The sequence below is a fragment of the Clostridium rectalis genome (assembly GCF_900626095.1).
GTDB classification, from domain to species: domain Bacteria; phylum Bacillota; class Clostridia; order Clostridiales; family Clostridiaceae; genus Clostridium_AS; species Clostridium_AS rectalis.
Map to the genome: position 1 here is coordinate 54,138 of NZ_UYZZ01000011.1, position 23,044 is coordinate 77,181.

The window sequence follows — 23,044 nt, forward strand, 5'->3', positions numbered from 1 at the left end:
TAATTAAGGAGGAGTGTAAATGAAAAAATTAGTAATATTATGTATACTACCATTTTTATTATTAACATCCTGCAGTAAATCTAACAAACCAGCAAAAAATGAAAATACTAGTATAGTTTCCGAAAGTGATTCTAAATCCTCTAATAGGACTACATCTAAATATACAATAAAAGATTATTTTCCATTTAATGAAAATTCAAAATTAACATACAAAGGATCTGGTAGCGAATATGCACAAAAAAACGTTTTTGTGGATTATATAAAAAATAATAAAATACAATTAAGAATTGTAAATCCTGGAACTACCGCTGGTGAAATACTTGAAATTTCTAATGGAGAATTACGTCTTTTAGATACTAAAGAAGAATTTTACTATAGAGATGATTTAACTTCTATTGATAATTCTAAATATGAAATCTTATTAAAAGAACCTTTAATTAAAGGAACCTCTTGGACTTTAGCTAATGGGAGTAAGAGATATATCTCTGATTTAAACAAAGAAATATTTACCCCTTATGCTAAATATAATGCTATAGAAGTTACTACAGAATCTACTGAGTCAAAATCCTATGATTATTATGTTTTAAATGTAGGTTTAGTTAAATCTTTATATAAATCAAAAAATATGGAAGTGTCTACATCCCTAGAAAAAATTGAAAAAAATGTTCCTGTATCTCAAACTATAAAATTTTATTATCCTGATTATATAAATAATAAAATAATATATACTAAAAAAACCCTGAATTTTAATACCAATGATAAAATAAACCCTTACTTTGAAAAATATTTTAAGGAGACTCCTAATAACAATATATCCCAACTAATAAATTCTAATGTAAAAATAAATAAAGTTAGTTTAAATTTAAAAACCAATACAGTCGAAATAGATTTTTCAGATAACTTACTTAATGAAAAAAATTCTAGTAGTGGACTTGAAAGCTCAATTTTACAATGTATAACTAATACACTAGCAGACTATTATAATGTAGATAAGGTGTATTTAACCATAAATAATAAGCCATATACTTCAGGCCATATTTCGCTAAAAGAAAATGAACCTTTGAAAATAAACCTAAATAATACTATAGAGTATAAATAAATAAAATATCTGTTGAGCAACCTCAACAGATATTTTTCTTTTCCTTATCTATAATTAAGTTTATTTCAACTAAAGAATCTATTATATAGTCAGGACTATAAGTCATAAGTTCATTCATACACAGAGCAGTATATTTTACTAAACATGTCTTTGCTCCTGCATTCTTTCCACATAATATATCATTATGACTATCTCCCACCATTAATGCGTCTTCTGGTAGTATTTTTAATATCTCACAAGCTTTTAGTACAGGTTCTGCCTCAGGTTTATGTCTTTTAGTATCTTCTGGGCACACTACTATATCCATATACTTGTCTAGATTAAAAAGCTTAAGTCCTCTCAAAGCCACCTGTCTTCTTTTGGATGTTACCACTGCTAATTTTATTCCCTTTTCTTTAAGGAGTACAAGTCCCTCTTCTACTCCTTCTATTTTTTTAGTCAACTCATCATGTTTTATTCTATTATACTCTAAATAAGTTTTTACTAAATCCTTTGCCTTATCTTCACTAAATAACTCCATAGCTTCTAAAAGGGGCTGTCCAAAAGTATTAATAATCTCCATATCTTTTACACCTTCTATAGAAAACTCTCTAAGTGTATACCTGAAGGACTGTAAAATTAAATTGTTAGTGTTTATTAGTGTCCCATCTAAATCAAATAGTATAGCCTTAAACATAGATTCCCTCCAATTATATATATTATTACTAGTAGTTTTTGCAAGACTTCAAATAAAAAAATGCCATTATAGTTTTATCATCTATTATTTTTTCTTCTTTTATCATGTCCCCTAACTTAGAAATCTTTACCCAAAGACCTGATAAAACATCCTCATCATTTATGTTCTCACTAATAAAATCCATTTTATTAATTTTAACTTTAAACATATGCATACTACTTGAACTAAAACCTAAAATAGGCTTATATGAAACAACTTTTTCCACCTGATTCTCTTTTATATTTAACGCAGCCTCTTCTTTTAATTCTCTAATTAAGCAACTTTTTATATCTTCACCTTTAATATCTAAAAGTCCCGCTGGGATTTCTAATGTTTCTTTCATAACTGCAGGTCTAAATTGCTTTATCAATAATATTTCATCAAATTCATTTAATACTATGGCTGAAACTGCACTATGATTTTTCACTATTTCATACTCTCTTTCATTGACCTTCTTTTTGAATAATTTTAGCCATCCATCATATATTAATTTATCCTCCATTTTACCCCCTCCTTAGTTTTTAAAACTATGAATCGGCGCAGGTATTCTTCCTCCCCTATTTACAAAATCTTTACTAGAAAATTTACTAACTGCCATAATAGGGGCTTTACCAAGCAACCCTCCAAATTCAACACTATCCCCTACACCTTTCCCAGGAACAGGAATTATTCTCACTGCTGTAGTTTTATTATTTATAACACCAATAGCTGCCTCATCTGCAATAATGGCTGATATAGTTTCAGGAGTTATATTTCCTGGGATAGCTATCATATCCAATCCTACTGAACACACACATGTCATTGCTTCAAGCTTTTCAATATTAAGTGCTCCCCTCTCTACAGCATCAATCATACCTATATCTTCACTAACTGGTATAAATGCTCCACTTAAACCACCTACATGACTGCAGGCCATAACTCCTCCCTTTTTAACTGCATCATTTAAAAGAGCTAATGCAGCAGTAGTTCCTGGTGCTCCACAACATTCTAATCCTATTTCCTCTAATATATGTGCTACACTGTCTCCAACAAATGGAGTCGGAGCTAAAGATAAATCAACTATTCCAAAAGGTACATTTAATCTTCTAGAAGCTTCTTTAGCTACCAACTGCCCCATTCTAGTTATTTTAAACGCAGTGTTTTTTATTGTATCTGACACTATATCAAAACTCTTACCCCTTACTGTCTCTAAAGCAGATTTTACTACTCCTGGTCCACTTACACCTACATTTATTATACATTCATTTTCCCCTACACCGTGAAAAGCTCCTGCCATAAATGGGTTATCTTCAACTGCATTTGCAAATACCACAAGTTTAGCACTCCCTATACCATCTTGACTTTTGGTAAGATCTGCTGTATCTTTTATTATTTTTCCCATTTGTTTTACCGCATCCATATTAATACCTGTACGGGTAGAACCTACATTAACAGAAGAACATACCTTTTCTGTCCTGCTAAGCGCTTCTGGGATTGAATTAATTAATATTTCATCTCCCTTTGTATATCCTTTTTGTACCAGTGCAGAGAATCCTCCTATAAAATTTACTCCTACATTATTTGCTGCCTTATCTAAAATTTCAGCAAACTTTACATAGTTTGTATCCTCAGAAGCTCCAGCAACTATGGAAATAGGTGTTACGGATATTCTTTTATGTATTATAGGAATTCCATATTCCTTTTCTATATTCTCTCCTACCTTAACTAAATTTTCAGCATTTTTAGTTATTTTATCATATATCTTTTGTCTTGCTGTCTCCCCACTCGAGTGTATACAATCCAAAAGAGATATCCCCATTGTAATAGTACGTATATCTAGCTTTTCTTTTTCTATCATTCTTATAGTTTCTAATATATCATATGAATTTAACATAAGTTTCCCCCCCTTATATACGATGCATTGAATTAAATATGTCTTCGTGCTGAATTCTAATTGAAACCTGAAGTTCTTTTCCTCTTTCGTTTAATGCTTCTTTTAAACCATTAAATTCTAAGCTAGATTCTTTTAAATCAACTAACATAATCATAGTAAAATACTGTTGAAGTATAGTTTGACTTATATCTAATATATTTACTCCCATTTTAGCCAATTCATTACTCACCCCAGCAATAATTCCTACTTTATCTTTCCCAATAACAGTTATTATAGCCTTCATTTACTATATCCCCCTTTTAAATTATTTATATTTAATCCCCAAAACTTAAATTAAATTTTGGGGAAATTTTCTGTTTAAAAATCATGTTGTATATTATTTTCTTTTAAAAACTTAATTTTTCTATTATAAATCATCTGTCTTTCTTTAATTATAGCATTTAAAGGACTATCCTTGCATATATCATTATAGGCCAGTTGCCATGCTCTTAAATATTCTAAAGACTTTATAATAGCTGAACCTTGAGTATAAAATTTCTGTCCATTCATAGAAATGGTTAATTTATTACAAAAATCAAATAATAATTCCTTCTCCATCTTTCCACCACCTGCCCAAACAAGTTTAGGAGAGAGAGAACTCCACATATCTGACTTTAAATCTTTCCATTCTGTAATTGTATCATTGTTATTTTTGTGCTTACTAATTATCTTTTTTAATTGTAAATCCATACTTTCTTTCATTTCCCCATAAAATAAATTAAGTACCCCTCCTGATTTTTTATATACAGATTGATATAAAAAATCTATCTTATTTATAGATAACGCTTTTTTATACTCTTCTAAAATAGGAGAATTTTTCAGTTCCGGTGCAATCTTTAAAATTCCTGTATAATCCTTATTTAATAGCGTATATTCATATAAAGTTTTTCCACCTAAAACTTGATACTGCTCATTTATAGAACATTCTATCTGAACTAAAAATAATTTTACTACAGAAATCTCATTTGGAAGCCATACATTATTAGCATTAATTGAATTTTGCATATTATATATCTCCCTTCATTCTTCTAAGTGTATTAATTGCCTTAGTATAATTTGAATCTTCCTTTAATATCTCTTCTAGAATCTCTTCTGCTTTTTCTACATCATCATCTACAGTTATATAATATATAGCTATATTATATAACGCATTGGATTTTAATTCTTTCTGGTTTATAGCATTATCGCTATAGTATATTGCCTTATTAAAGTATTCCAAAGACTTTTCAAAACTCCCTAATAAATTGTATATAAATCCTAAGTTATAATAAGAATTGGCGTCGTTTTCCTTAAGAATTATAGCTTTAAGAAATCTATCTCTACTATGAAATATTCTCCCATAATACATTAAATCAATATCCCCTAAAATATATTCTACAAAATAATTATCTGGATATTTATTTAACAATCTAATATATTCTTCTATGGCTGTAACATTTTTTTCTTCAGAAGCTTTAATAAACAAAAACATTAAAACTCCCCAGGTCAGATCTAACTTTTTAGAATTCTTGCTTATATATCTCTGAAAATATTTTTTTAAAAATTTTCTATCTGAAAATTCATTTAATATACATTCTTTGTAGTTATCTTCACTTATTTGGCACTTATATTTTTCTTTCATAAAATCTTGGTATTTTTTAATACTACCTTTACTCATACTTTTCACTCCTCATATTATGCTTAACATTTTATATTATATAACTTATTCTATAATAAAATCTACCTTTAAGCAAAATTTCAATAAAAATGAACTTTTTTAGCTAATACCATAGAAAATTGTAATCCTACGAACTTTAATTAGATTATTAAAATATAAAAAATAAAGATTAGCACAAGCTAACCTTTATTTTTAGATACAAATATATTATCTTCAATATAAAATCTCCATAAAAAATCCTTTGCTTCCTCTGCATAATCAATACCAATTCTTTTGGTTTCTACTATATTAAAATCCACTTTTTCCTTATGTTCTTCAATATATAAACTACCATTGCATAAATCTTTAGTATTATTTAATTTAGTTATATCTAGTGCTATACAAAGTTTACCTGGACCAGATGTTAAATTTTTTATTTGAGTTTTAGTTAATTCACTTAGTTTTTTATTAAATCTAAAATTAGCCATTTCATCTAAACCTTCTATAGGCTCCACAGCCCTTATAAGCACCCCTTCTGGTACACCTTCTTTTTTAGTTATAATATTGAAACAATGATACATTCCATATATTATATAAACATAGGCTATACCTGGTTTACCATATAAAGGCTCTATCTTAGGGGTTCTTCTACCTCCATAAGCATGACAAGCTTTGTCTATCCCGCCTATATACGCTTCTGTTTCTACAATTCTACCCTTAATTTTAACTCCATTAATCTCATGAACTAAAACTTTTCCTAAAAGCTCTTTAGCCACTTTTAAAGTATCTCTTTCGTAAAAACCCCTGCGTAATTTCATATTCATTACATCCCCCAAACACATACAAATCTTTAACACATTATAACAATAACAATTGTTTTAGTAAATATCATTTATTTGAAGTATTTTATGCCGGATTCAAATATCTTTTGATCCATAGTACCAGGTACGTTTACACAAATATTATTCCCAATCCTTTCTGAATGAGCCATTTTTCCTAATATTCTCCCATCAGGACTAGTTACTCCCTCTACAGCATAGTATGATCCATTTGGATTAAATTTTATATCATAAGATGCATTTTTATTAAAATCCACATATTGAGTTGCTATTTGACCATTTTTTATAAGGTTTTCCATAACATTATCCTTTGCTATAAATCTACCCTCACCATGAGATACTGGAATTGTAAATGTATCGCCTAACGATACGTTACTAAACCATGGAGATAAGTTAGATACTACCTTAGTATTTGTCATACAAGAAACATGTCTACCTATTTTATTATAGGTTAATGTTGGACTCTTGCAACTAAGCTCTGTTATCTCACCATAAGGTATAAGTCCTAATTTAATTAATGCTTGGAATCCATTGCATATACCTAAAATCAATCCATCTCTATTTTTTATAAGCTCCATTACTGCCTCTTTTAATTTTTCATTTCTAAATACTGTTGCAATAAATTTACCTGATCCATCTGGCTCATCTCCTGCGCTAAAACCACCTGGTAACATTAATATATTGCATTTATTTATAGCATAAGCCATAGCATCTATAGATTCTTTTATATCCATTAATGTATTATTTTTGAATACTAGTAGGTTAGTTTTTCCTCCAGCATCTTGAAAGCGCTTTGAAACATCATATTCACAATTGGTTCCTGGAAATACTGGAATAAACACTTCTGGTTTATTATTTTTCATAATAGAAATTTTTTTTATACCCTTATCATAACACAAGTCATAGATCTCTTTATTGGATTTAGGCACCTTAGTATTAAATATATTCTCCAATGGCAATTCCCAATAATCTATGATTTTATCTAAATCTATTACTTCATCTTTAATATAAATAGCCTTTTCTTTTATAGTATGTCCTAATAATTTATAATTTGTTCCATCTAATAAGCTGAACAAATCTTCATCATCTTTTAATTCTAATATTATAGCGCCATAATCTTTAGAAATTAATTTTTCTATATTTGCCATTTCCTCATTAAATTTAATTCCTATCTTATTGCCAAAACTCATTTTACTAACAGCTTCTATTATTCCACCAGATTTTACAGTATACGCTGAAGCCACCTTATTATTATTTATTAGATAATGAATTTTCTCATAGTTTTTCCTTAATATTTGAAAATCAGGAATTTCATATTTATCCCTTGGTGCATTAAAAATAACTACTTTACTATTAGTATTTTTAAATTCTTGTGAAATCACATTATTTACATCAACAGTACCTACTGCGAAAGATATTAATGTAGGAGGTACATCTATATGATTAAAACTTCCTGACATACTATCTTTACCACCTATAGCTGCAATATTAAATTCCATTTGTACCTTTAATGCACCAAGTAAGGCTGAAAATGGTTTCCCCCATCTTTCCTTTTCATCTCCTAATTTTTCAAAATATTCTTGAAAACTCAAATAAATTTTTTTATAATCTCCTCCTATTGCCACAACCTTTGCTATAGATTCTATGACTGCAAATAACGCTCCATGAAATGGACTCCATTCACTTATATAGGGATCAAAACCATAACTCATAATAGTACCTGTTTCTGTATCACCACTTATTACTGGTAATTTAGCTACCATGGCTTCTGTAGGCGTTAGTTGATATTTTCCTCCTAGGGGCATAAGTACCGTTCCTGACCCTATAGTACTATCAAATCTTTCTACCAATCCCTTCTTACTACAAACATTTAAATTCTTTAAAGTATTAACCCATGCTTCACTAAAAGATTTATAGCTATGTCCATAATTATTAAAATAATTTCCATCTATAATAGGAGCTTTAACATAAACATTTTGATATTTACTTACTCCATTACAATTTAAAAATTCTCTTTTAATATCTACTATTAATTCACCTTGCCAAAACATCTTAAGAGTTTCATCAGATGTTACTTCTGCAATTTTAGTAGCCTCTAAGTTTTCTCTCTTTGATAGTTCTATAAATCTATCAACATTTTCTTTGTCAACTACAACTGCCATTCTCTCTTGTGACTCTGAAATAGCTAATTCAGTTCCATTAATTCCTTCATATTTTTTAGGAATAGAGTCTAAATCTATTAAAATACCATCAGTTAACTCTCCTACAGCAACCGACACTCCTCCTGCTCCAAAATCATTACACCTTTTTATCATTCTTATTACTTCTTCATCTCTAAATAATCTTTGAATCTTTCTTTCTGTTGGAGCATTACCTTTTTGAACTTCAGAGCTACACTTTACAATTGAAGTCTCAGTATGTTCCTTTGAAGACCCTGTAGCACCGCCACATCCATCTCTCCCTGTTCTTCCTCCCAAAAGTATTATTGCATCTCCTTTTTTTGGTATCTCTCTAATTACATTATCTTTCTTTACTGCTCCTATTACCGCCCCAACTTCCATTCTCTTTGCAATATATCCTTTATGGTATATTTCCGATACATTACCTGTAGCTAATCCAATCTGATTCCCATAAGAGCTGTACCCCTCCGCTGCTGCTAGTGTTATTTTTCTTTGAGGCAATTTACCTTTTATTGTTCTTGCTATACTTTCTCTAGGATCCCCACAGCCTGTTACTCTCATAGCTTGATACACATATGATCTACCTGATAAAGGATCTCTTATAGCTCCACCAAGACATGTTGCTGCCCCACCAAAAGGTTCTATTTCTGTAGGATGATTATGAGTTTCATTTTTAAACATGACAAGCCATTCTTCATTTTTGCCATTAACTTTAGCGTCTACACAAATACTGCAGGCATTTATCTCATCACTCTCATCTAAATTATTTAAAAATCCTTTATTTTTCAACTCTTTAGCTCCAATAGTTGCTATGTCCATTAAGCATTTGGATTTTCCCTTATTTTTATATAAATTTTTTCTTATATTTAAATACTCATTATAAGACTTTTTAATAGGAATACTATAATTCTCTTCTTCAAAATTAACATCTTTTATTATAGTGTTAAATGTTGTGTGTCTGCAGTGATCAGACCAATATGTATCTATAACTTTAATTTCAGTAATGGTAGGGTTTCTTCCCTCATCTTTAAAATACTGTTGGCAAAAAAGTAAATCATTTAAATCCATAGCTAAGCCATTATCATTTGAAAATTTTATTAAATCATCTTTATTGAATAATATAAAGTTATCTATGATATGAACTTTTTCTACAGAATCAGTTACCAATTTGCATGATTGAGGTTTATCTATAGATGCTTCTCTTGAATCCACTTTATTTATACAATACTCCTTTATTCTTTTAAAATCCTTGTCCTCTATATTTCCTTCTAAAATATACACTTTTGCTGTTCTTATAATTACACTATTACTTCCAGTTAAAAGTTGTACACACTGCATTGCTGAATCTGCCCTCTGATCATATTGTCCAGGTAAATACTCTACTGCAAATATTTTTTCCCCATCTTTTATAGGAATTACTTCTTCATAAATATTATCTATTGGTGGCTCAGAAAAAATTATATTTTTACCATTTCTAAACTCTTCCAATGTAATACCTTCTATATCATATCTATTAATTATTCTTAAATTCTTTAATGCAACTATTCCTAAAGTTAAATTTATATCTTTCATTAAATTATCCGCTTCAATATTAAACCCCATTTTTTTTTCTACATATACCCTTATAACACTGTTAATCAATTTAATTCCCCCTTAAATACGAATGTTATTAATTAATTTATTTTTTTAGTTCGTTTATATTATAACATATATTATTAAATAAGGGTATATTAATCGTGTTTTGTTTTTATGAATTAACTGATAATTAATATCATTGTTTATATTTTTTTAATATGTTATTCTATCTTAGTACATAAAATTTTATTATAATTAATAACTAGTTTAAATCAATATTAGGAGGTTTTTTATGTATTTTAAACTTAAAAAATATATGTTTTCTTACTTAGATTTACTATTATTTTTAATATTAATGATTATAAAATCAGTTTTTATTTCAAAAGAAATTTCACCCTACTATCTAAATTTTAATAATGCCCTTAAAATAAGTTCTCTATGTGTATTAATCATAATTTCAATTTCTTTTGTGTTTAAACAAAAATTAAGATTTTACATTTTATACATATTAAATGTATTTATAAGCCTTACATTCTTGATTGATTTAATATATTACAGAACAAATGGTGATTTGCTTTCCTTAGTATCAGCTAAAAATGGTTTTTTAAAAGATATATTGCATAATTCTATCAATGTAATAAATCCCAAAGATTTACTATGTTTATTAGATTTAATCTTAATTCCTTTTATATTTAGATTCATAAAAGAATATAATTATAATTTAAATATTAAACTTCGTTTACCTATAGGAGTATTTTTATTAACTATATGTTTTATACTAAATCTAAGTTATGTTAATAAATTAAATAAAGAACAGCCTGGGCTATTGAAGAATATGTCAAATAAAGTTTACGTAGCTCGAACAATAACAACTTTAAATTATCATGCTTTGGATTTTCGCAATTATCTTAGCAATATGAAAGACTGTGTTAAAACTCCCTATAATGTAGATGAAATTAAAAATTATATACCCTCTAATTCTATAAAGGATGAAAATTCTAAAAGAATACTTACTGGATATGGAAGTAAGAAAAATTTAATAATGATTCAATTTGAATCATTACAAAGTTTTGTCATAGACAAAAAAGTAAATGGTAAAGAAATAACTCCAAATTTAAATAAATTAATTAAAGACAGTGCATACTTTAATAACTGTTTTTATCAAGTTATGGATGGTAATACTTCTGATGCAGAATTTATAGTAAACAATTCAATATATCCTCTTTCTTCAGGTGCCGTTTATTATAAATTTGCAGGGAATACTTTTAATTCACTTCCTAAAATGTTAAATAATAAGGGATATGATTCTATGGTATTTCATGGTAATAATGAAGGCTTTTGGAATAGAAGTGTGATGTATAAAGCTGAAAACTTTAAAGAATTTTTTGGCTATCACAGCTTTAATCCTATAGAAGAAATAGGAATGGGAATTAGCGATAAAGAATTTTATACCCAAAGTCTTGAGGAAATAAGCAAAATAAATAAGCCTTTTTATTCCTTCTTAGTTACATTAACTAGTCACGCCCCTTTTAAAATTGATAATTATAAGGAAATAAATTATGAGGAAGATGAATATATGGAAAATTATCTTAACTCTATACACTATGCAGATGCTGAATTAGGTAAATTTTTAGATAACATTAATTCAAAAGGATTAAAAGATAACTCTATAATTGTTGTATACGGAGATCACAATGGTATTCCTAAGAACCAAATAAATTCAATCTATAAACTAGAAAACTCAAATTCTAAAAACGAGTTTAATGATTTTATGTACCAAAAAATTCCTCTTATTATGCATTTCCCTAAAAATGAAAATAAAGGAGTTTATAAAACATATGTTGGTCAAATGGATATCTATCCAACTATAGCAAATTTATTTAATATAGATAATAAATTTATGTTTGGTAAAGACATGTTTAATTCATCAAATAATAAAGTAATTTTTAGAAACGGTTCCTTTATAAAAGATAACATATTATATTTATCTTCTTCAAATATTTTTTATGATATTGACTCAGGAAATAAAGTTCCAGTATCTAATGAATTAAATAATATAAAAGATTCTTTAATAAAAGAATTAGATGCCTCAGAAGCCATACTAAAAAAGAATCTTATAAAAAACAAATAATATATATAATTTTTAATAATTACTTTATATGATATAATTAATTTGTCAAAATTTCTTATATTCTTACATGAACGTAAATATTACTAGATAGGTGGGAACTATTATGAAAAAAAAATTTGTTTGTTTTTTAGTAGTTATTCTTATATTCAGTTTACTACTTTCCTCTTGTAAAACAAAAGAAGAACCTGTGATAAGCAAAGAAAATTATTTATTAGGCACCATAGTTCAATTAAAAGTCTATGGTAAAAATGCAGAATCTGCGTCAAATAAAGCTATGGACATTATTTCAGACATTGATAATAAAATGTCTCCAAGTAAAGCTAATAGTGAAATATCAAATATAAATAAAAATGCTGGGAAGTCATTTGTTAAGGTCAGTGATGACACTTTTATTGTAATAAAAAAGGCCCTGGAATATTCAAAATTAAGCAGTGGGTATTTTGATATTACTATAGGACCTTTAGTTAACCTGTGGGGTATTGGTACTGATAAGGCTATAGTTCCTTCAGTAAATGAAATAAACAAAAAAAAATCTTTTATAAATTATAATGATATAATATTAGATGATAAAAGCAAATCAGTGAAATTAAAAAAGGTTAATGAATCTATCGATCTTGGTGGTATCGCTAAAGGATATACTGCAGATAAAGTAAAAGAGTGTCTTTTAAAAGAGGGAATCAAAACAGCTTTTATTAACCTTGGAGGAAATATTGTTACAGTAGGTAATAAATCTGATAATTCACTATGGAGTATAGGGATACAAGACCCTCTAAAAACTAGGGGTGAATATTTTTCAGTAGTAAAAGTTTCTGAAAAATCTATAGTTAGTTCCGGTAACTATGAAAGATTTTTTATAAAGGACGGGAAAAAATATCATCATATATTAGATCCTAAAACAGGATATCCTTCTGAAAATGGACTTATTGCTACTACAATAATTTCTGACAAATCAATTGATGGAGATGCTATTTCAACCTCCACATACATACTTGGTTTAGAGAAAGGTTTGAAACTAGTAGAATCATTGGAAGGTGTAGAGGCTATATTCGTAACTTCTGATAAAAAAGTTTATATTACTTCTGGTTTAAAAGATTCATTTAATTTAACAAATAAGGAGTATACTTATGAAGAAAGGTGATAAAATTTTACTTATCTCTTTAACAATATCAATAGTTTTTGGGTTTTTAAGCATACATTTATACAAATATTATAAAAAATCAAATACTAAAATTGCTATAATAAAACATGATGGGAAAATAGTAAAAGAAATAAATTTGTCAACAGTTAAAGAGAATACAGATTTTACTTTAAAAGCATCAAACGGTCATTTCAATAAAATATCTATAAAGAAAAATGCTATAAGAGTGGAAGAGGCCGATTGCCCTGATAAAGTATGTATTAAAACAGGTTGGATATCCGAACAAGGTGACACTATAGTGTGTCTTCCAAACAAACTTATAATAAAAATAAAGGGAGTATCTAAAAATATAAATAATGTGGATGCTACTACTTATTAACTACAAGATTAAGGTGATTTTATGAAAAAAACAAAAAAATTAATTTTTTTAAGCTTACTTATTAGCATAGCCTCAGTTATTTATATTATAGAAGCACAAATACCAGTATTGGTTCCTGGTATTCCAGGAATAAAATTAGGTCTTGCTAATGCAATTTCCTTATTCGCTCTAATAACCATGGGAGCTAAAGAAGCGCTAATAATAATGCTTTTAAGAACATTAATTGGTTCTTTTTTTGGAGGAACTATGTCCTCCTTTATTTATAGTATAGCAGGAGGTTTATTAAGTAATTTAATTATGATCTTACTTTATAAAAGATTTAATAAATATTTAAGCATTTGGAGCATAAGTTTATGCGGTGCTATATTTCATAATATAGGTCAATTATTAGTGGCTTCTTTAATAATTCAAGATTTTCGAGTATATATTTACCTACCTGTACTATTACTTGCAGGAATTATTACCGGATATTTTATAGGTTTATTAACTAATTTTTTATATAAACATATAAAAAAAACTCCCTTCTTTACCATTTTAAAAACGCTTAAATAAAAATAAGAACACTTTTAGTGTTCTTATTTTTATTTCCCTGACTTTATTAATAATAAAAAATAAAGAGTGCAAAAATTTGCACCCTATATCTTTATACTACTTTAAATTTGCAATAGCTTTTGTAGGACATTTTCCTACACAAACTCCACACTGTGTACATTTAGCATAATCTATTACTGGTAAATTATCTACCATAGTAATAGCTTCACTTGGACAATTTCTTACACATAATCCACAAGAAAGACATCCAACTGCACAAGCCTTTTTAACTTCTATTCCTTTATCATGTGAATTACATGATATACGTACTTTCTTTGATACTGGTGTTAATTCAATAACATTTTTAGGACATATATCTACGCATGCTCCACAACCAGTACAAGCTTCCTCATCAACTGTTGCTATTCCATTTTCAACATGTATAGCATCAAAAGCACATACTTGTACACAACTTCCTAACCCTAAACAGCCAAATGTGCAAGTCTTTGAACCTGCTCCTGGAATATTAGCTGCATCTACACAAGTCATAGATCCATAATATTCGTATTTCTCTTTTGCTTTATCACAAGTTCCTTGACATTTTACATATGCCTTTTTAGGTTCAGATGTATCAACTTCTACGCCCATAATTTCTGCTATTTTCTCTGCAGCAGCAGCTCCACCAACTGGACACCCATTTGGCTTAGCTCCTTCATTAACTACAGCATCCGCATAAGCGTCACATCCAGCAAATCCACATCCCCCACAATTTGCACCGGGTAATGCTTCTCTTACTTGAGGAACTCTAGGGTCAACTTCTACGGCAAACTTCTTTGATGCATATCCTAAAAGAAGACCGAATACTATACCAAGTCCGCCTAAACTTAGTACAGGAAATAATAAACTTCCCATGGTGACACCTCCTTAAATTAATCCCTGGAAGCCTAAGAAAGCTATAGCCATTAATCCTGCTGTTATTAATGTTATTGGTAAGCCTTTTAATGCTTCTGGAATGTATTCATTAGTTTCCATTTTTTCTCTAATACCTGCTAATAAAACAAGAGCAAGCGTAAATCCAAGCGCTGCACCTACAGAGTTTACAACACCTTGTATAAGATTATATTTTTCATTACTGTTAATAACTGCCACACCAAGAACTGCACAGTTAGTTGTTATAAGTGGTAAATATATACCTAATGCTTTATAAAGATCAGGACTTACCTTTTTTATAACCATTTCAACAAACTGCACTAGTGATGCAATAACAAGTATAAATGCTAATGTTGATAAATACTGAATGTCTAATGGTTGTAAAATACATCTTTCAACTAAATAAGTCATTATTGATGCCAATGCCATAACGAAAGTAACAGCTGCTCCCATGCCTGTAGCTGTTTCTACCTTCTTTGAAACTCCTAAGAATGGACATATTCCTAAGAATCTAGATAAAACGAAGTTATTAACCAATAAGGCACTTACAAATATAGTAAAAATACTCATTTTTCTATTTATCCACCTTTCCTATAAAACTAAGGCATCTTAAAATTTAATTAGCTTTAGCTTTTTTTGATTTTCTATGATTTAAAATAGCCATTAAGATACCTAGTGTGAAAAATCCACCTGGTGCAAGAATCATAATTAATGCGGGTTGGAAAGCATCTGGAGTAATTTGAGCACCGAATACTTTACCTGTTCCTAATAACTCTCTTATTATTCCTAATACTGTTAATGATAAAGTAAATCCAAGACCCATTCCAAGTCCATCAAACAAGGATGCTACCACATTGCTTTTATTAGCATAAGCTTCCGCTCTACCAAGAATTATACAGTTAACAACTATAAGTGGTATAAATATACCAAGTGATTTATTTAAATCAGGTAAATACGCCTGTAATAAAAACTGTAAAGCTGTAACAAGTGTTGCAATAACAGTTATATACGCAGGTATACGTATTTCATCTGGAATAACTTTTTTAAGTAATGATATTACAACATTTGATCCAATCAAAATAACAGTGGCTGAAAGTCCCATACCAATACCATTACTAGCACTAGTAGTTACTGCTAACGTTGGACACATACCAAGTACCTGTACGAAAGTAGCATTTTCTTTTATTATACCATTATATAATCTTTCTGAAACTACTCCCATTATTATTTTCCTCCCTTCAATTTGGAGTCGTAAAATTGAATTGCTTCATTTACTCCATTAGTAACCGCTTTTGAAGTTATTGTAGCACCAGTTATTGCTTCGATTTGATTATCTGCTGATGCACTTCCTTTTACAACTTCTAATTGTTTTGCTTCTTTATCCTTATATTGTCCTGAGAATTTTGGTTCTGGAGCATTTGCACCAAGACCTGGAGTTTCTGAATGATTTAATATTTTAATTCCTGTAACTTTTCCTTCAGTTGATATACCAACCATCATTTCTATAGCACCAGCATATCCTTTTGGCGCAACTTTTATAGTATATCCTTTTAAATCGGACCCATCTTTTCCTTCAGTTACCCCAAGTACAATCCCTTCTGGTGAAAAACCTTTACTTTCTTCAAAAGTTTTAGCTGAAGGTAATATTTCTGCATTTGCTTCATCTAAAGTTTTCTTATTTTGAACTGCTATAGGTTCTTTAGTTACTTCACTAACACCACCAAGTATTAATCCGCATATAGCAGCTATTATTAACAAAACTAGACCTAATTTAAAACTGCTCGCCTTCTTCATTTTACTTCACCTTCCCAAATATTTTTGGAGTTGTCCATCTTTCAATAAGTGGTACAAATAGGTTCATAATAAGTATTGAGTAAGATACTCCTTCTGGATATCCTCCAAATATACGAACTAAAGAAGTAATTACTCCACACCCAACTCCAAATATGATTCTTCCAAGTGGAGTGATTGGTGACGTTGCATAATCAGTTGCCATAAATATAGCACCAAGCATTAAACCACCTGCAAACAATTCATAAACTGGACTTGAAGCTCTTCCTGCAATAGCAGTAAATACAAATGTTGTCGCTATAAATGACACAGGTATTCTCCAGTCAATAACATGTTTATATAAAAGGTATGCTCCCCCTACTAAAAGAGCTAAAGCTGAAGTTTCACCTATGCAGCCTCCAACATGTCCTATAAATACACTCATTAAATCTGGAGCTGCTCCAGTTGCTTCACTTCCTTTTAATATTGCAAGTGGAGTTGCTGTAGTAACTCCATCTAATGTCCAAGTAGTCATTTGTACTGGCCATGAAGCAAGTAAAAATGCTCTTGCAGCTAAAGCTGGGTTTACAATATTTTGTCCTAATCCACCAAAAAATTGTTTTACTATTATTATTGCAAAAAATCCACCTATTACAGGTAGCCAAAGTGGTACGGACGCTGGTAAGTTAAAGGCTAAAAGTAACCCTGTTACTACTGCACTTAAGTCACTTATAGTAACTTTTCTTTTAGTAGCTTTTTGCCAAATCCATTCTGCTACTACACAAGAAAGTACAGAAGCCAATATTACTAAAAATCCCTGAAGTTTAAAAAAATAAATTCCTGCAATAGTTGCTGGAAGTAACGCTATAACAACATCTCTCATTATAGATTTAGTGGTATCTTTTGCACGTATATGTGGAGATGATGATACAGTATACATTGTTGTTTCAGACATTTAACATTCACCTCTTCATTCTTTTGAACTTAAATTATTTTTTTCTCTTAGCAAGTGCTTTTTTTCCTGAACGAATTCTCTGTAATAAATGACGTCTTGCTGGACATACAAATGAACAACATCCACACTCAATACAGTCTCTTCCACTAAATTGATCAAACATATCATTATTCATAACTGTTGCCGCTGTAGCAAGTTTTGTTGGCATCAAATTCATTGGACAAACCTGTACACACTTTCCGCAATTTATACAGTTTGATTCATCCTCTATTTCCGCAGTTTTCTTAGTTAAGCAAAGAACTCCTGATGTTCCTTTTGTTGCAGGTACATCTAATGAAGACATAGCCATTCCCATCATAGGACCACCGGATATAACTTTTAATGGCTCTTCTGCAAAACCACCGGCTGCTTCAACCAATTCACTTACTGAAGTACCAATTTTAAATCTTATATTCTTAGGTTCTTTTATAGCATCACCTGTTACGGTAACTACTCTTGAAGTAAGCGGCTTACCATTTGCAACTGCATTATAAATTTCATATATTGTATCTACATTTTGTACGATACATCCTGCATCTGCTGGAAGTCCACCTGAAGGTACTTCTCTCTTTGTTATAGCAAAAATTAATTGTTTTTCTGCTCCCTGTGGATACTTAGTTTTAACAGCTTTAACTTCTATATTTGGTATATTCTTTGTTGCTTCTTCCATAGCTTTAATTGCATTGATTTTATTATCTTCTATACCAATGTATCCCTTTGCAGTTGGGAATAATTTTAATACTATTTTTAGACCCTCAACGATTTCATTAGTAAACTCAAGCATCATTCTATGATCACATGTTAAATAAGGTTCACATTCTGCAGCATTTACTACAATAGAGTCTATTTTCTTATCTGGTGGTGGTGCAAGTTTTACATTAGTTGGGAATGTAGCCCCACCCATACCTACTATACCTGCTTCTTTAATGATGTTAATTACTTCCTCATTTGACAACTTTGAATAATCTTTTTTTTCTGTCTCAACTTCTTCATACTGTCCATCATTTTCTATAATAACAGCAGTTGATTTAACTCCATTAAATAATGTTACTGATGCTACATTTTTAACAGTACCAGAAACACTAGCATGTACATTAGCTGATATGAATCCTTTAGCTTCACCTATTTTTTGTCCTACTAATACTCTATCACCCTTTTTAACTATTGGCTCAGCTGGTGCACCAATATGTTGTGACATAGGAATAACTACGTCTCCCTTTGGTAAATACTGTTCTATAGGCTTATTTTCAGTATAATGTTTACCATGAGGAGGATGTACTCCGTTTTTAAAAGTTAATAATTCCATAAAGACCCTCCTATCTATTAATTTATCAAGATAAATTACTAATAAGTAATTGGCTGATTAATAATAATGCCCATCATCAATATTAAATTGTTATGCGAACTGTGTCAAGAGTTTTTGGATAATTTTAAAATATATTCTTGATTATAGGCCCAGATATTTTCTATATTCTATCCTTTTTCTACAAAAATATTGAGTATATTTTATTTTTCATTACCGAAATAATACTTTTTTATGCATTTATTTAATATTGTATAAAATTATTTATAACAACTTCAAATATTGATGCTTTTAAATATCAAATTAATTGTTTTTAAAAGTGTTTGCATTTAGAAAATAAATCAATTCTATAAACCTTATTATAGACGGTTAATTTATTTTTGTAAATGGTTTCAATTAGTAACCATTTTTTTGTAATTTTAAAATTAACTAGCTTTAATATTTTAAACTATAATTCACTTATATTGCTAAATATGTGTTATAATACGTTATGAATTAAAATTATATTCATTAGAATGGAGAATACAAATGGATATTAATAGAATACTTCAATTAGCTACCTTAGCAGGTGAAATAATGCTTGAAAGCGGTGCCGAAATTTATAGAGTAGAGGAAACCGTGGAACGTATTTGTCATGCCTATGGGGTTTTTAATACAGATAGTTTTATTACTCCAACCGGCTTAGTAGTTTCCGTTACTAACAGTTTTGGAATAACGTCTTCTAAAGTAAAACGTATTAAATCTAGGACTGTAGATTTAGATAAAATAGCACTAGTAAATGACCTTTCTAGAAAAATCTGTTCAGAAAAATTAACCTTAGATTTTATTGAGCAAAGTTTAAAAGATATAAAGTCAAATAAAACCTATAGTAAAAAAATAATTATATTAGCATCTTGCATAGCTGCAGGATTTTTTACTCTTCTATATGGTGGAAGTAAAAAAGATTTTATTACCTCTTTATTTATTGGTGGATTAATTCAAATTGTAAATTTAAAATTAAATTCTATACAAACCAATGCTTTTTTTATAAATGCCATAGGAGGAGCCTTAGCTTCATTTATAGCTTTAATTAGTACTTCTCTTAATTTAGCTGATAACACAGATAAAATAGTAATTGGCTCTTTAATGTTACTTGTACCAGGACTTGTTATAACAAATGCAATAAGAGATACTTTAGCTGGGGACTTAATGGCTGGAAATTGTCGTGCCGTAGAAGCCTTTTTAATAGCTATAGCCATTGCTGTAGGTAGTGGAATTACTTTTTCCTTATGGTTTAATTATTTTGGAGGGGTGTTTAAATGAGTATAAGTGCAAATATGAATATATTTTTATATTCTTTTTATGCCTTTATAGCAACCTTAGCATTTTCTATAATATTTAATATTAAAGGCAAAAAAGTTTTTTTTGCAGCTCTTGGTGGTGGACTAGGATGGTTTACTTATTTATTATTTTTAAAACTTAATTTTTCAAATACTTTGTCTTTCTTTTATGCCTCCACTGTGGCTGCAATATATTCAGAAATAATGGCAAGAATATTAAAAACTCCAGTAACAAGTTTTATAATATGCTCTATACTTCCACTAGTACCGGGAGGTGGAATGTATTACACCATGTTAGAGTCAATTAGCGGTGACATAAATAAGTTTTTAAGTACTGGATTAAGTACATTAACTATTGCAGGCGCAATAGCTATAAGTTTAGTATTAGTTTCATCTATGACTAAACTTATAACCTACAAGAAAAAAACAAAATAATTTTTTTTTATTTAATAAATAGTTTTAGCGTACTTAATAATTCCTCTACCTCTAAAGTTAATTTATCATCTACAGTATTAACACAATTTTGAGCATAGTTTTCAAAAACTAATGTACCAACTTTGTTTATAGCGGATCTTATTGCTGCAATCTGAATTAAAACTTCTTTGCATGAGGCTTCATTTTCTATCATTCTTTGAATACCCTTTACCTGACCTTCTATTCTCTTCAATCTGTTCAATGTATCTTTTTTCATTTCTAACTTTCCACTCATAATATCACTCCTATTAAAATACCCTGTATAGGTATAAGCATTATATCATTTATTTAATAACAAATCAACATATCAAACTTATTGTTTGTCTAATATGAATATTATCTATAAATATTACATATTCATGTTATATAAATATTTTTTAGGTGATATATATGAAAAAAAAGTATACTTATATTTTTATAATCCTTATTTCAATTGCATTGTTATTTGCCTCTTGTAATTTACCAATTAATAAAAAAACTAAACAAAATAATTTTTATTATACGGATGAATTATATAAAAATATAAACTCTGAAACTTCTTATAAGTGTAGTATTGTAGATACCAATTTTTATAAAGAAAAGAATATTGACAGTAATGATTTTTCTATTATAAATAATTTTATGAAAAATCTTGATATTAAATATTTTACATCTAAACCTAAAAATTTACCAAGTAAGCCCTCATATAAAATTTTTTTAACATTTAAAAATGAAACATTTGTAATCAATATATACGATAAAAAATATGTTTCTGTCCATCCCTGGGATGGTTATTTTGATATGGATTATATAGATATGTCCTTTATTCCTGAATCCTATAATTTATATGAATTATGTAACTATGTAATTCCTAGATAAATTATATTAAATAGTTGAATTTGTTATATTTTCAACTATTTTTTTTATAGCAGTAATGATAAAATATAAATCAAATACACTATTATTAAAGGAAGTGGCTTATAGATGTTTTTAAAAGGTGATTTTCACATACATAGCAATGCCTCCGATGGCAAATATTCTCCCTCTCAAATCATAAATATGGCTGTAAAAGAAAATGTAGATATTCTATCATTAACGGATCATGATACTACAGATGGATTAGATATAGCCATAGAATCAGGTCGTAATTTAAATTTAAAAGTAATTCCAGGAATTGAACTTTCTACAACGTATAAAGGTGAAAAGATACATCTACTTGGTTATTTTAAGAATAATGAATTTAATGATCCAACTTTTCAAAAATTCTTAAAAAATATAAAAGATTATAGAATATATAGAGGTGAAAAAATAATACATAATTTACAAAAATACTTCAATATAAATCTTAATTATAATAAAATTTTAAGGGAAAGTAAGGGTATAATTGCAAGGCCCGTTATAGCTAAAGCAATACATGACTCTTATAATTATGACTGGAATTATATTTTCGATAAATTTATAGGGGACAGTAGCCCCGCTTATATACCAAATAAACATATTTCATTACAAGATGGCATATCTATGTTAAGTTCCATAAACAGTTTGATAGTTTTAGCTCACCCTATACTTATAAAAAAAGTTTCTATAGATGAAATTTTAAAATTTAGTATACATGGGATTGAATGTATATATCCTTTAAACACAACAAAAAATACTGAGTATTTTATAAATAAAGCTAATCAATATAATAAGATTATTTCTGCTGGTTCTGACTTTCATGGTATGTGTAAAAAGGATAATTCTCATGGAAATTATATAGGGGAAGTATTTCTAAATAATAAGTATATCGATATTTTTCTTAAAAAAATAAAAGAACTATCTAATTATAAAATGTATCCTATGGAGTAGACGATTTAAAAAAATTCTATTCCATAGGATTTTTTATGTATAATAAAATAAATAGAAAATTAAATGTGAGGTTATTATCAATGAGCAATAAATTATTCACTAAAGAAGAAATTAATATATTATCTAAAAACAAGTATGTGAAAAAAGTAACTTCAAAAGGAATTACTTATACTGATGAATTCAAAAAAAATTTTATAACCGAAAATAAAACTGGCAAACTTCCTAGACAAATATTCGAAGAATGTTGTTTTGATATAGAAATTTTAGGTATAAAAAGAGTAAGCTCATCTGG

25 protein-coding genes are annotated in these 23,044 nt (G+C 28.7%); 10 read left to right on the plus strand and 15 right to left on the minus strand.

All coding sequences use genetic code 11. From position 1 onward, the window contains the following. Nucleotides 1-19 precede the first annotated feature (19 nt). Nucleotides 20-1,099 (plus strand): GerMN domain-containing protein, encoded by a 1,080-nt coding sequence (locus EJL03_RS14425; RefSeq protein ID WP_125154677.1) that lies wholly within the window; start codon nucleotides 20-22, stop codon nucleotides 1,097-1,099. Between the two features lie 22 nt (nucleotides 1,100-1,121). On the opposite strand, the gene ppaX is transcribed toward EJL03_RS14425, so the two are convergent. The 8 genes from ppaX to EJL03_RS14465 all read right to left on the minus strand — a co-directional run bounded on the left by ppaX (nucleotide 1,122) and on the right by EJL03_RS14465 (nucleotide 10,022). Continuing rightward, a complete protein-coding gene (gene ppaX / locus EJL03_RS14430) occupies nucleotides 1,122-1,775 on the minus strand; it encodes a pyrophosphatase PpaX (RefSeq protein ID WP_125154678.1) in 654 nt (217 codons plus the stop codon). A 28-nt stretch (nucleotides 1,776-1,803) separates the two neighbouring features. Next, nucleotides 1,804-2,316: an NUDIX hydrolase gene (locus EJL03_RS14435; protein ID WP_125154679.1), complete on the minus strand. Its 513-nt coding sequence runs from the start codon at nucleotides 2,314-2,316 to the stop codon at nucleotides 1,804-1,806. 12 nt (nucleotides 2,317-2,328) lie between these two features. After that, complete coding sequence (locus EJL03_RS14440; RefSeq protein ID WP_125154680.1) at nucleotides 2,329-3,687, minus strand: PFL family protein; 1,359 nt, start codon at nucleotides 3,685-3,687, stop codon at nucleotides 2,329-2,331. Between the two features lie 13 nt (nucleotides 3,688-3,700). Continuing rightward, complete coding sequence (locus EJL03_RS14445; protein ID WP_125154681.1) at nucleotides 3,701-3,970, minus strand: ACT domain-containing protein; 270 nt, start codon at nucleotides 3,968-3,970, stop codon at nucleotides 3,701-3,703. 74 nt (nucleotides 3,971-4,044) lie between these two features. Further along, entirely contained in the window at nucleotides 4,045-4,731 is a 687-nt protein-coding gene (locus EJL03_RS14450; RefSeq protein ID WP_125154682.1) for a hypothetical protein, read from the minus strand. A gap of 1 nt (nucleotide 4,732) precedes the next feature. Continuing rightward, the gene (locus EJL03_RS14455) at nucleotides 4,733-5,383 is read right to left on the minus strand and encodes a tetratricopeptide repeat protein (protein WP_125154683.1); all 651 of its coding nucleotides are present in this window, start codon (nucleotides 5,381-5,383) and stop codon (nucleotides 4,733-4,735) included. Between the two features lie 179 nt (nucleotides 5,384-5,562). Then, nucleotides 5,563-6,180: a DNA-3-methyladenine glycosylase gene (locus EJL03_RS14460; RefSeq protein ID WP_125154684.1), complete on the minus strand. Its 618-nt coding sequence runs from the start codon at nucleotides 6,178-6,180 to the stop codon at nucleotides 5,563-5,565. Nucleotides 6,181-6,254: 74 nt separating this feature from the next. Next, nucleotides 6,255-10,022: a phosphoribosylformylglycinamidine synthase gene (locus tag EJL03_RS14465; RefSeq protein WP_125154685.1), complete on the minus strand. Its 3,768-nt coding sequence runs from the start codon at nucleotides 10,020-10,022 to the stop codon at nucleotides 6,255-6,257. Nucleotides 10,023-10,248: 226 nt separating this feature from the next. On the opposite strand from EJL03_RS14465, the gene EJL03_RS14470 reads away from it, so the two are divergent. The 4 genes from EJL03_RS14470 (at nucleotide 10,249) to EJL03_RS14485 (ending at nucleotide 14,156) form a co-directional block, all read left to right on the plus strand. Further along, the gene (locus tag EJL03_RS14470) at nucleotides 10,249-12,087 is read left to right on the plus strand and encodes an LTA synthase family protein (RefSeq protein ID WP_125154686.1); all 1,839 of its coding nucleotides are present in this window, start codon (nucleotides 10,249-10,251) and stop codon (nucleotides 12,085-12,087) included. A gap of 103 nt (nucleotides 12,088-12,190) precedes the next feature. Further along, complete coding sequence (locus EJL03_RS14475; RefSeq protein ID WP_125154687.1) at nucleotides 12,191-13,225, plus strand: FAD:protein FMN transferase; 1,035 nt, start codon at nucleotides 12,191-12,193, stop codon at nucleotides 13,223-13,225. Next, nucleotides 13,212-13,604, plus strand: a complete 393-nt coding sequence (locus tag EJL03_RS14480) for a NusG domain II-containing protein (protein ID WP_125154688.1) — start codon at nucleotides 13,212-13,214, stop codon at nucleotides 13,602-13,604. Before EJL03_RS14475 ends, EJL03_RS14480 begins: the two co-directional genes overlap by 14 nt. A 21-nt stretch (nucleotides 13,605-13,625) precedes the next feature. Next, nucleotides 13,626-14,156, plus strand: coding sequence for a Gx transporter family protein (locus EJL03_RS14485; RefSeq protein ID WP_125154689.1), 531 nt, complete (start codon nucleotides 13,626-13,628; stop codon nucleotides 14,154-14,156). A 96-nt stretch (nucleotides 14,157-14,252) separates the two neighbouring features. Here the strand turns inward: EJL03_RS14485 and rnfB are convergent, their stop codons facing one another. The 6 genes from rnfB to rsxC are packed head-to-tail and all read right to left on the minus strand — an operon-like array spanning nucleotide 14,253 to nucleotide 19,135. Next, a complete protein-coding gene (rnfB, locus tag EJL03_RS14490) occupies nucleotides 14,253-15,047 on the minus strand; it encodes an RnfABCDGE type electron transport complex subunit B (RefSeq protein WP_125154690.1) in 795 nt (264 codons plus the stop codon). Between the two features lie 12 nt (nucleotides 15,048-15,059). Next, nucleotides 15,060-15,635: an electron transport complex subunit RsxA gene (gene rsxA, locus EJL03_RS14495; RefSeq protein ID WP_125154691.1), complete on the minus strand. Its 576-nt coding sequence runs from the start codon at nucleotides 15,633-15,635 to the stop codon at nucleotides 15,060-15,062. 46 nt (nucleotides 15,636-15,681) lie between these two features. Beyond that, complete coding sequence (locus EJL03_RS14500; protein ID WP_125154692.1) at nucleotides 15,682-16,287, minus strand: RnfABCDGE type electron transport complex subunit E; 606 nt, start codon at nucleotides 16,285-16,287, stop codon at nucleotides 15,682-15,684. A 2-nt stretch (nucleotides 16,288-16,289) separates the two neighbouring features. Further along, a complete protein-coding gene (locus EJL03_RS14505) occupies nucleotides 16,290-16,859 on the minus strand; it encodes an RnfABCDGE type electron transport complex subunit G (RefSeq protein ID WP_125154693.1) in 570 nt (189 codons plus the stop codon). 1 nt (nucleotide 16,860) lies between these two features. Beyond that, nucleotides 16,861-17,790, minus strand: a complete 930-nt coding sequence (locus EJL03_RS14510; RefSeq protein ID WP_125154694.1) for an RnfABCDGE type electron transport complex subunit D — start codon at nucleotides 17,788-17,790, stop codon at nucleotides 16,861-16,863. A gap of 34 nt (nucleotides 17,791-17,824) precedes the next feature. After that, entirely contained in the window at nucleotides 17,825-19,135 is a 1,311-nt protein-coding gene (gene rsxC / locus EJL03_RS14515) for an electron transport complex subunit RsxC (RefSeq protein ID WP_125154695.1), read from the minus strand. Between the two features lie 525 nt (nucleotides 19,136-19,660). On the opposite strand from rsxC, the gene EJL03_RS14520 reads away from it, so the two are divergent. Both EJL03_RS14520 and EJL03_RS14525 read left to right on the plus strand, forming a co-directional pair. Continuing rightward, nucleotides 19,661-20,434, plus strand: coding sequence for a threonine/serine exporter family protein (locus EJL03_RS14520; protein WP_125154696.1), 774 nt, complete (start codon nucleotides 19,661-19,663; stop codon nucleotides 20,432-20,434). Beyond that, complete coding sequence (locus EJL03_RS14525; RefSeq protein ID WP_243108729.1) at nucleotides 20,431-20,886, plus strand: threonine/serine exporter family protein; 456 nt, start codon at nucleotides 20,431-20,433, stop codon at nucleotides 20,884-20,886. The genes EJL03_RS14520 and EJL03_RS14525 overlap by 4 nt, the downstream gene beginning before the upstream one ends. A 7-nt stretch (nucleotides 20,887-20,893) precedes the next feature. On the opposite strand, the gene EJL03_RS14530 is transcribed toward EJL03_RS14525, so the two are convergent. Beyond that, on the minus strand, nucleotides 20,894-21,160 hold the full coding sequence (locus EJL03_RS14530; RefSeq protein ID WP_125154697.1) for a metal-sensitive transcriptional regulator: 267 nt from the start codon (nucleotides 21,158-21,160) through the stop codon (nucleotides 20,894-20,896). A gap of 155 nt (nucleotides 21,161-21,315) precedes the next feature. On the opposite strand from EJL03_RS14530, the gene EJL03_RS14535 reads away from it, so the two are divergent. The 3 genes from EJL03_RS14535 to EJL03_RS14545 all read left to right on the plus strand — a co-directional run. Next, nucleotides 21,316-21,783, plus strand: a complete 468-nt coding sequence (locus EJL03_RS14535) for a DUF4883 family protein (RefSeq protein WP_125154698.1) — start codon at nucleotides 21,316-21,318, stop codon at nucleotides 21,781-21,783. A gap of 105 nt (nucleotides 21,784-21,888) precedes the next feature. Next, on the plus strand, nucleotides 21,889-22,752 hold the full coding sequence (locus EJL03_RS14540; protein ID WP_125154699.1) for a PHP domain-containing protein: 864 nt from the start codon (nucleotides 21,889-21,891) through the stop codon (nucleotides 22,750-22,752). 80 nt (nucleotides 22,753-22,832) lie between these two features. Beyond that, a partial coding sequence (locus EJL03_RS14545) for an HTH domain-containing protein (protein WP_341472433.1) occupies nucleotides 22,833-23,044 on the plus strand: 212 nt, incomplete at its 3' end.

Coding starts and splice junctions, on each gene's coding strand:
- EJL03_RS14425 (WP_125154677.1), top strand. CDS start 20: ATGAAAAAATTAGTAATATTATGTATACTACCATTTTTATTATTAACA.
- ppaX (WP_125154678.1), bottom strand. CDS start 1,775: ATGTTTAAGGCTATACTATTTGATTTAGATGGGACACTAATAAACACT.
- EJL03_RS14435 (WP_125154679.1), bottom strand. CDS start 2,316: ATGGAGGATAAATTAATATATGATGGATGGCTAAAATTATTCAAAAAG.
- EJL03_RS14440 (WP_125154680.1), bottom strand. CDS start 3,687: ATGTTAAATTCATATGATATATTAGAAACTATAAGAATGATAGAAAAA.
- EJL03_RS14445 (WP_125154681.1), bottom strand. CDS start 3,970: ATGAAGGCTATAATAACTGTTATTGGGAAAGATAAAGTAGGAATTATT.
- EJL03_RS14450 (WP_125154682.1), bottom strand. CDS start 4,731: ATGCAAAATTCAATTAATGCTAATAATGTATGGCTTCCAAATGAGATT.
- EJL03_RS14455 (WP_125154683.1), bottom strand. CDS start 5,383: ATGAGTAAAGGTAGTATTAAAAAATACCAAGATTTTATGAAAGAAAAA.
- EJL03_RS14460 (WP_125154684.1), bottom strand. CDS start 6,180: ATGAAATTACGCAGGGGTTTTTACGAAAGAGATACTTTAAAAGTGGCT.
- EJL03_RS14470 (WP_125154686.1), top strand. CDS start 10,249: ATGTATTTTAAACTTAAAAAATATATGTTTTCTTACTTAGATTTACTA.
- EJL03_RS14475 (WP_125154687.1), top strand. CDS start 12,191: ATGAAAAAAAAATTTGTTTGTTTTTTAGTAGTTATTCTTATATTCAGT.
- EJL03_RS14480 (WP_125154688.1), top strand. CDS start 13,212: ATGAAGAAAGGTGATAAAATTTTACTTATCTCTTTAACAATATCAATA.
- EJL03_RS14485 (WP_125154689.1), top strand. CDS start 13,626: ATGAAAAAAACAAAAAAATTAATTTTTTTAAGCTTACTTATTAGCATA.
- rnfB (WP_125154690.1), bottom strand. CDS start 15,047: ATGGGAAGTTTATTATTTCCTGTACTAAGTTTAGGCGGACTTGGTATA.
- rsxA (WP_125154691.1), bottom strand. CDS start 15,635: ATGAGTATTTTTACTATATTTGTAAGTGCCTTATTGGTTAATAACTTC.
- EJL03_RS14500 (WP_125154692.1), bottom strand. CDS start 16,287: ATGGGAGTAGTTTCAGAAAGATTATATAATGGTATAATAAAAGAAAAT.
- EJL03_RS14505 (WP_125154693.1), bottom strand. CDS start 16,859: ATGAAGAAGGCGAGCAGTTTTAAATTAGGTCTAGTTTTGTTAATAATA.
- EJL03_RS14510 (WP_125154694.1), bottom strand. CDS start 17,790: ATGTCTGAAACAACAATGTATACTGTATCATCATCTCCACATATACGT.
- rsxC (WP_125154695.1), bottom strand. CDS start 19,135: ATGGAATTATTAACTTTTAAAAACGGAGTACATCCTCCTCATGGTAAA.
- EJL03_RS14520 (WP_125154696.1), top strand. CDS start 19,661: ATGGATATTAATAGAATACTTCAATTAGCTACCTTAGCAGGTGAAATA.
- EJL03_RS14525 (WP_243108729.1), top strand. CDS start 20,431: ATGAGTATAAGTGCAAATATGAATATATTTTTATATTCTTTTTATGCC.
- EJL03_RS14530 (WP_125154697.1), bottom strand. CDS start 21,160: ATGAGTGGAAAGTTAGAAATGAAAAAAGATACATTGAACAGATTGAAG.
- EJL03_RS14535 (WP_125154698.1), top strand. CDS start 21,316: ATGAAAAAAAAGTATACTTATATTTTTATAATCCTTATTTCAATTGCA.
- EJL03_RS14540 (WP_125154699.1), top strand. CDS start 21,889: ATGTTTTTAAAAGGTGATTTTCACATACATAGCAATGCCTCCGATGGC.